The organism is Bacillus sp. AFS018417, from assembly GCF_002560985.1.
Taxonomy (GTDB): domain Bacteria; phylum Bacillota; class Bacilli; order Bacillales; family Bacillaceae_G; genus Bacillus_A; species Bacillus_A rhizoplanae.
Genome location: NZ_NTTM01000100.1, coordinates 1 through 8,613, shown reverse-complemented (window position 1 = coordinate 8,613; position 8,613 = coordinate 1). Strand labels below are relative to the sequence as shown.

9 protein-coding genes and 1 pseudogene are annotated in these 8,613 nt (G+C 35.5%); 7 read left to right on the top strand and 3 right to left on the bottom strand.

The genetic code is table 11. The features are described 5' to 3' along the window. Positions 1-429: IS6 family transposase (locus CN326_RS23360; protein WP_141525121.1), on the top strand; the 429-nt coding region annotated here is incomplete at its 5' end. A 22-nt stretch (positions 430-451) separates the two neighbouring features. On the opposite strand, the gene tatC (CN326_RS23355) is transcribed toward CN326_RS23360, so the two are convergent. The 3 genes from tatC (CN326_RS23355) to CN326_RS23345 form a co-directional block, all read right to left on the bottom strand. Continuing rightward, a complete protein-coding gene (tatC, locus tag CN326_RS23355; RefSeq protein WP_098311330.1) occupies positions 452-1,168 on the bottom strand; it encodes a twin-arginine translocase subunit TatC in 717 nt (238 codons plus the stop codon). 65 nt (positions 1,169-1,233) lie between these two features. Further along, the gene (locus CN326_RS23350; protein WP_098311329.1) at positions 1,234-1,413 is read right to left on the bottom strand and encodes a twin-arginine translocase TatA/TatE family subunit; all 180 of its coding nucleotides are present in this window, start codon (positions 1,411-1,413) and stop codon (positions 1,234-1,236) included. A gap of 58 nt (positions 1,414-1,471) precedes the next feature. Beyond that, a complete protein-coding gene (locus tag CN326_RS23345) occupies positions 1,472-2,686 on the bottom strand; it encodes a metallophosphoesterase family protein (protein ID WP_098311328.1) in 1,215 nt (404 codons plus the stop codon). A gap of 431 nt (positions 2,687-3,117) precedes the next feature. Here CN326_RS23345 and CN326_RS23340 point away from each other — a divergent pair, with 431 nt between their 5' ends. The 6 genes and pseudogenes from CN326_RS23340 (at position 3,118) to tatC (CN326_RS23315) (ending at position 8,413) form a co-directional block, all read left to right on the top strand. Then, on the top strand, positions 3,118-3,912 hold the full coding sequence (locus tag CN326_RS23340; protein ID WP_098311327.1) for a DeoR/GlpR family DNA-binding transcription regulator: 795 nt from the start codon (positions 3,118-3,120) through the stop codon (positions 3,910-3,912). Between the two features lie 257 nt (positions 3,913-4,169). Next, a pseudogene (locus tag CN326_RS23335) lies at positions 4,170-4,692 on the top strand (tubby C-terminal domain-like protein). A gap of 324 nt (positions 4,693-5,016) precedes the next feature. Beyond that, a complete protein-coding gene (locus CN326_RS23330; RefSeq protein WP_098311331.1) occupies positions 5,017-5,130 on the top strand; it encodes a winged helix-turn-helix transcriptional regulator in 114 nt (37 codons plus the stop codon). Between the two features lie 388 nt (positions 5,131-5,518). Next, positions 5,519-7,354 carry a DUF4073 domain-containing protein gene (locus tag CN326_RS23325; protein WP_098311326.1) on the top strand — a complete coding sequence of 612 codons (1,836 nt, stop codon included), beginning with the start codon at positions 5,519-5,521 and terminating at the stop codon, positions 7,352-7,354. 38 nt (positions 7,355-7,392) lie between these two features. Continuing rightward, positions 7,393-7,629, top strand: a complete 237-nt coding sequence (gene tatA, locus CN326_RS23320) for a twin-arginine translocase TatA/TatE family subunit (RefSeq protein ID WP_098311325.1) — start codon at positions 7,393-7,395, stop codon at positions 7,627-7,629. Between the two features lie 61 nt (positions 7,630-7,690). Further along, positions 7,691-8,413, top strand: a complete 723-nt coding sequence (tatC, locus tag CN326_RS23315; protein ID WP_098311324.1) for a twin-arginine translocase subunit TatC — start codon at positions 7,691-7,693, stop codon at positions 8,411-8,413. The last annotated feature ends 200 nt before the right edge of the window (positions 8,414-8,613 follow it).

The following is an 8,613-nucleotide window of genomic DNA, read 5'->3' as shown; positions in this document are numbered from 1 at the left end:
CGTGCAGTTGATTCAGAGGGTAATACAATTGATTTTTCTCTAAGTAAATCAAGAGATAAACAAGCAGCCAAGTGCTTTTTCAAGAAAGCCTTGGCTTTTTCGTATGTTTCTAAACCTCGCGTGATAACGGTAGATAAGAACCCTGCCTATCCTGTAGCGATTCAAGAGTTGAAGGGAGAGAAACATATGCCTGAAGGCATACAACTAAGACAAGTTAGATATCTCAATAATATAGTGGAACAAGACCACCGGTTTATTAAAAGACGAGTTCGTTCTATGTTAGGATTAAAGTCATTTAAAACAGCAATCTCTATATTGAGTGGTGTTGAAGTCATGCATATGATGAAAAAGGGGCAACTTGTTTTACCGGACAAATCTGTCCAAAACCAGAAAGAATTTATTCATAAATTATTTGGCTTAGCTTCATAAGATAGAAATGAAGAGAAAATTGTTACTCTATGTTTCTAACTAACATTTTTGCACCAGAACCGGATAAAGTAATGCTAATTTCATAGATTAATATCAGCGGAACTAATACGAGTATGTCTGATATAAAATCTGGAGGAGTAATTAGCACAGACGTTATGAGAATCACAAAATAAGCAATTTTTCTGGATTTCTTTAACATCTGAGGATATATTATTCCTATAGCTGTTAAAAATAGAATGACAACAGGCAGTTCAAACAATATTCCAAAAGGAACGGTCAAACTAATTAGAAAACTAAAGTACTTTTCCGAAGTATAAAATTGCTGAAATCCTTCTCCTGCTAATTTTTCCAGGAAGGATAGAACAATAGGAAAAACAAGAAAATAGCCAAAGGAAATTCCCAGAATAAATAGCAAAAATAGTGCGGGAATTAGCATAAAGGTTGCTTTTCTTTCATGCTCTTGAAGGGCAGGCAAAACAAAACGCCAAACATGATATGCAGCTAATGGTATAGTAAGAGCAAGTGAACAGACGGCCGATATTTTGAAATAAATCCATAAAATATCGCCTGGTCCGAGTAAGGCGAGCATACTTTCTAAGTCTTTAACTAGCCATTTATAAATTTGTTCTACAAAAGCAAACGATAAAGCAAAAAAAACTAAAAAGCTTCCAAGGATATAGATAAGCCTTTTTCTCAATTCTTCTAGATGTACCGTTAATTCAACTTCCTTATCCTTCATGTTTTTCACCTCAATAATAAAAAAGAAGAGAGATAAGAAATATATCCCTTTTCTCAATCCAAAATTTAAATTTTTTCATCTTCCTTTTTAGAGTCCGAAGATACTAAATCCTTCGTCGAATTTTTAAATTCTCTTAATGTATTACCAAATGCACGCCCAATTTCAGGTAACTTAGATGGCCCAAATATGATGAGTGCAATAATTAAAATTAATATTAGACCTGGTACTCCTATGTTTTGTAACATGCTGTTGCCTCCATTAAAAATATTTTTAAACGATTGAGACGAATAAGATGAACTACATTTATCCTTTCACCGCTTGTTCCTTCACTCTGTCATTTAATGGTAAAGGATCCATACTTTGATCGTTGTTTGTTAAATCAATTCCATAGTCCTTAGCGAAAACCATATGGGTTTCAACAAGAACACCTTCTTTATTTTCATCTAAATTGAATACTCTTGCTCCACGTAGTCTGTTGTTATCAGCACCACCAAGACCGTACGTTCCAAAACCTGTGTTACCAGCATACCCAAGCAAAATTCCATAATAGTTGCCACAATAGGTGTTTATATGATCATGTCCGCAGAAAACTCCTTTAACGTCTCCTCTATCTAACATGGCTGAAAACAAGCCGCTGTTAACCGGTCCTGGACATTCATCTTCATTTCTTTCTCCTACTATTTTATGCCTTGCCATTGCAAGCTCATGGCTTGCTTGTGTTCTTACGTCTACGCCTCCATGCCACATAAAACGATGCTCCCATAAAGGGATATGAATGAATACGAGTGAAGGAACTTTATAACCGTATTGCTTCTCAAGTTTTTTAGATTGCTCATAGTACCAATTCACCTGATTGAAACGGAGCCAGTCCCAAGTTGGGTATCCTTTAAAATCTTGCCCGGCTATTTGTGCTGGTGCATATCTTCCGCTATCAAGAAGCCAGAGGTTGAATACGGCTTTATCGCCTTTTGAATTTCTTATTAAGAGGTTCATGTTTCCTGTTCCAGAAAGGCCCTTTTCTCCAGGTTCATTCATATTATATTTGTAATTACTATAGAACTTCAGCATGTCATTCTCATACATTCCGGTCTTGGCTGAACAATCTTCATCATGATTTCCAAATGTAACCGCCCATTTAATTCCTCTTTTTTCCATTGGCTGAGTTACATTATTTAGGGCTTGTTTCATCTCTAATTCCGTATCAATGCCTGATTCAATATTGTCACCGTTAAGAACAACAAAATCCGGCTTCTCTGAGTCAAGAACTTTCTCCATAAGTTCAATTGTTCTGCGATCAATTCGTTCATCATCTTGAGTATCGTTAAATTGTACAACTTTAAACTTGCCATCTGAGTTAAATTGAAGCTTAGCATTTTCTGATTGTTCAGCATGTGCTTTATTAGTCAACAAATCAACTGGCAAACCAGTAGAAGCAACTGTTAACGCAAGCGTACTCACTCCTCCTATTTTTATAAAACTCCTTCTGTCTAACCCTTTGCTTTGATCCTGATTACTCATGAAAATTACCTCCAAATTTTTAAAAATTTTTTAGAGCCTAGCAATCGAAAAGAGAGAAAATAGGGAAAAAAGGTTTATACAGTTTCAAGTACAAGCAATCATTATTTAAGAACTGCCTCCATTATCCCCGTAATCTACATTTCCATCGTAGAATAAAAATATTGATAGAATATTAATTATGCTAGAAATATAAGTAAAAAAAACAAAACAAAATAGCCAAAGAAAACAACAAAATAGCCTTAATAAGAAAAACATTCAGATTATTTATAGTAGAAAAGATAGATGAAAAAGATGCTTTTAGGTTTTGTTTTCTTCTCCATTTTTGATAAATTTACAAAACTTAACATTTTCTTAGGCTTTTTTTTATATTCAGTTTTTATAATTGATTAAAACAAAACAAATCCAAATGATGGAGGCATTGAAAGTATTGTATGAATAAACATTTAATGACAGAAAGGTATAGAGTAATAATTAAAGAACTTGAGATAAAAAATAAAGTTAATGTAGTGGATTTAGCAATAAAATTAAACGTAACACCAGAAACGATTCGAAAAGATTTAAGCGCGCTTGAAGAGAAAAAGAAATTACGTAGAATTCACGGTGGGGCTATTCGATATTTTTGTTTGATTAAAGAACCTCATTTTAATAAAAAAATCGGCATCTCTCATAATCAAAAAAAAATGATAGGGGAAGTTGCGGCAACTTTTATTATGGATGGAGAAACAGTTGCTCTAGATGTAGGATCAACAACCTTACATATTGCGAGTTCCATTGAAAATGTAAAAAATATCACGATTGTGACCAACTCATTAGCAGCAGCCGAAATCTTAAATAATCGATTAGAAAGCCAACTATTTGATGGCAAAGTAATCGTACTTGGAGGGATAACTAATCCACTGCAACGTTCAATCAGTGGACCATTAACCAATCTGTTATTAGAACACTTTTATTTTGATAAAGCGTTTATTTCATGTGGAGGAATTAGCAAAGATGGAATATGTGATTTCAATATAGATGAAGCAACTGCATCTACTATTATGATGAAAAGATCAAGAAGTGTTTATGTTGTAACTGATTCTTCCAAGATTAATCAGAAGGCTCTTTTTCATATAGGGTCATTCTCATCAATTGATTGTGTTATTTCAGATCAAGAAATGCCCGTTGATTGGTCTAAAGATGCTGTGGTTAGAAACCTAAAATGGATTAAAGCAGGTGACATGAATTAAACATTGATTACCATGTCATCTTAAAGAGGCTCCTTATTCATTTAGATAGTTAGAAAAAACCTATTATGTGCAGTTTCAAAAGTGAACAATTAAAGGGCGCATTTCCAGAGCAGGATTGCGCTCTTTTTATGTATCGGGGCCAGATTGTGGAGTAACGATATCAATCCAAAATTGGTTTTATATTGAAACTATTCTATAAAAAATTCTGTATAATTATATGAAAATACTAACAAAGGAATTAATGAAGGGATATTCAAATGCAGAAGTACACCTATTCACCTCCCAAAATCAAACATTCCACTAAATTGGTTCATGTACTCGACCAACATGGGAATGTTGTATGTAGTTTTAAAAGAAATTACAAAAGTACCTTAACAAGAATTGTATCCTATATATGGGATATTGATTGGCATGTTCAAATTGATGTTTATTCCAACGATAGAGATATAGTTTATCAGTGCAAAAAGACAACAAAGTGGGGTGGGCATCCATATTATCAAGTTTTTAACTGTAAAACCGATGAGGTATTCCAAATTACCTATAAAACTTGGCTAAAAATTGCACCTGAATTCTTTATTACAAGTCAATCAAATGAATTTACAATGAAAAAAAGTAATGGATTGGGTAAGATTCTATCATCAAGGTAAAGAAGTGGCGAGATGGAAAATGAAAACAACCGAAATGTTTAAAACATATTTAGAAATTGAAGAAGACTGCCCAATTCAAGGTCCCGAGTTTTTTGTCTGTTTATTTCAAAATATTTTCTCTGTTGGTGATTAGAAAATTAAACTTCATAAGCAATAATAATTTGTTATGGTGGCTAAAAAATAAACGTTTAATTGAGTGATATCACAGTTGCTCAGTTAAAGGGAGCATTTCCAGTTGTCGCTTTTAAATAAAGTCACGGTGTTTATAAAAAAGACGCGATGTTTTGAATAAAGTCGCGACGTTTATAAAAAAGTTGCGATGTTTTGCCCCTTTGGATCTGTTTATCTAAAGGGGTATTTTTATAGTGAAAAGTGAAAAGAAGATCTGAACTGAAAGGCGGATTAAGGAAATGTTGAATAGCAATAAAGTTACTCCACTAAGAGGCCATTTAATGGAATAAGGGTTTACCTACGAAAAATCGAATATTCTCTTACAGAGCTCGGAAAATCTCTAGAACCCATTTTATCGGAACTTTGTAAATGGGCTGGTAACTACGCGGAACTATGTTGACTATTTTTGTAAAGGGATACAAGAAAAGAAGAGAATTTGTTCGCAAAATATCTCCATCAAATTCTTATAAAACTGTTTATCATAGAAAACTTAAAAATCCCCTCAATTAAATTTCTTCTCAAGTCCAACTTAAACAATATAAAATGTTGTATTTCTTGTTTTATTTACTTTTTTTAATGTGAAATTTACTTATGATTTATATTTTAGTAACATTTCCCATTTACAATTAGGTACGTACTAATAAAGTTTCATTAAATTAGGAGGATAAATAATTGTTATAACTATCAGGTTTTAACTTAAAAGTAGTTTCTGAACATCGTCGAAATGAATCTGATGTATCTTCCTGCAGTTGAAATGGTTAATAATTTATGATGAAAAGAGGAGCAACATGATGAAAAACGACCAATCACAGAAAAAAATTAAAAATAGTGTTGTTTTTGAAAAAGAAATGAGTCGACGAGATTTTTTACAGGGGACAACGAAAACAGCTGGACTTGCGCTCGGCATCTCGCTTGTTCCGTTTAGTGGTTTTCAATTGAATGGAGGGCAAACAGCCCTTGCTGCAGCCAATAGTAATGTCATCACGATAACGAATCTTGAACAAGGGACAGGCTTGTTCAAAGTTAACTTCCAAGGTACAGGATGGGAACATTGGTCCTCGCACTCTGTTAACAATAAAACAGGCGTCTACTTTGAATTTGAATTTATAGGAGATCAATTCCGTCTACTGGGAGAATTAGATGCCGGAGACGGGATTGCCGCTATCTCTATTGACGGGGGACCGGAACAAAAAGCAGACTTGTATGCACCTAGTAGACAAACAGGAGTTTATTATGAAAGCCCTGAACTTGAAGCGGGGAAACATAAAGTAAAAGTAACTGTTACCGGGGAGAAGAATGCAGCGGCAAGCAATGCGTTTGTCAGCTTAAGTCAAATTGAAGTGAACATTCCTGCGGATATTTCTTTCATCGACTTAGTCCAAGCCGATGTTCAGCATGCTGGATTTATTGAGGAGGGTACCCATACTCCTGTCATGATTCGATTGAATGAAGTATACAGCGATTTTGTACCGAAAAGCATGAACATTCATTTTGATACATCCATTCTCAAGGTTACCGATGTGACAGGAATGCAAGAGGGATTGCAAGCACAGATGACGGAAGTCTCCAAAAATAAAATCGTAGTCAACTTCACAACTGGAAATCCTTTAAAACAACGAAAGACGGTCAATCTTGCGAAACTAAACGTACAAGCGAAAGGTAAAGTAGGTAAAACTGGCAGCATCACGATTAAAGACCTTGTCGTAGCGGATGCTAAAGGTCGGGAAACTGTTATTTCGGAATTGAAAGTGGACATTTCCATCACGAGAAAATCCATCATGACTTTCAATGTCATTAGTGATACTCAAGGGGATACCGTGGATTTTGATACCGCATTGAAGCAAATGAATATCATCAACCCTTATTCCAAAGCGCTGGTTATTAACGGTGATATTACAAACTACGGCGATCCCAAAGAATTTGACGCGGTACGCAATATAATAAATAACAATGCAGTTCCTTTCAATATCATTCCTGCCATGGGAAATCATGATTTGTACAGAAGACAGGATAGCGTAGAGGTCAGGTTTCAGCGTTTTTATGATTTTGCTGGAGTGGACAAGCCATACTATGAGCGCAAAGTTCGAGGTATTCCATTTTTAGTGCTGGGTAACGAAAACCATGCAAATTTCAGCACAGACCAAGTATATTTTAGCGATGATCAATTGAATTGGTTGCGCGATCGATTGGAAAAGTATTCGAAAGAAGCCAAACCGGTTTTTATCGCGACCCACCATGTCCTTCGCGACACCGTCTCGGGCTCATACAAAACGTATTTGGGAGACTATCTGCGGCAAGCAGAGTTTATGGATATTATCGGGGATTACCCGAATATATTCGTGTTTACGGGCCATTCACACTGGTCTTTGGATTTGCCAGATTGGGCGGTAAATGTTAAAGTACCGGGCGGTAATAAGAAAGGCATTACAGTCGTTAACTGCGGTGCCATTCAAACCGGATGGATGCCGACGAATCCGGAACCCGGAGAAATGATACACCCAGAAGGCGGCGCTTTTAATCAAGGCTTGCAAGTACATGTATTTGAGGATGAAGTTGTCATCAAAGGCCGGAATTTTAGAACCAACAGTTGGATGCAGGAGTACATTGTGCAAATCGATAAATAACAGTTTGAAAAATGTTATTTAAATAGGAGGAAATTAGAATGTTACAAAACATAGGGATTCCTGGTTTGATTTTAATACTTGTGATTGCGTTGATTATTTTCGGACCTTCCAAGCTGCCGGAAGTAGGCCGGGCTTTTGGACGCACGTTAACTGAATTCAAGAGTGCAGCCAAGGGGTTAGTATCTGATGAAGATAAAGAGGAAGAGAAAAAGGAAGAAAAAAAGCCTGAATTAACAGCTGTTGAAAAGAAGCAGGAGAAACCAGAAGTTTCATAATCATATGTAGACGAGGTAACTCGTCTATTTCTTTTATATATAAAAGCAGGAGGAATGCATTATGGAAAAAAAAGATATACTTCTTATTGAACATTTAGAGGAACTTCGTCAACGAATCATTAAAACCTTACTTGCATTCATTGTTTTTCTCATTGCCACTTTTATTTTTGTAAAGGATATTTATGATTGGTTAGTTAGGGATCTTGACGGAAAGTTGGCCATCTTGGGCCCAAGTGATATTTTATGGGTGTATATGATCTTATCAGGTGTATTTGCCATAGCGGCTACGATTCCTGTAGCCGCCTATCAGACATGGCGATTTGTGGCGCCGGCGCTGACCAAGGAAGAGCGTAAGGTGACTTTAAGTTTTATTCCGGGGTTATTTCTTTTGTTTATGATGGGAATCTCTTTTGGTTATTTTGTCCTGTTTCCGAACGTGTTAGGGTTCTTAATGAAGTTGTCTGTAGGGCAGTTTGAAACCATATTTACAGCAGATAAATATTTCCGGTTCATGATTAGCTTGAGTCTGCCATTTGGCTTTCTATTTGAGATGCCCTTGGTCGTGATGTTTTTAACGAGATTAGGAATTCTTAATCCAATGAGATTGGCTAAGGCAAGGAAACTGTCCTATTTTTCTCTTGCTGTCGTATCGATCTTAATTACGCCACCTGATCCTATATCGGATATCTTGGTTATTGTTCCTTTGCTTCTTCTTTATGAAGTGAGTGTCACCATTTCCAAGATTGTTTATAAGAAAAAGCTTATAAGTGAAATGTCAATGTGATAAATAAAAGTAAGGTCCCGGTTCAAGGGAAATTTATGTCACGAAAAGTCTTTTTAAAATTTGACAAATTACGATTTAAAGAGAGAATGGAATATCATGGAGGGTTCTGTTGCAAAGTTTTTTAATAGATAGAAAGTTAGGGTGAGTACAGCTGAATCTTATGCAATTGCGAGTAATTGTTGTAATTCATTGTACGTTGA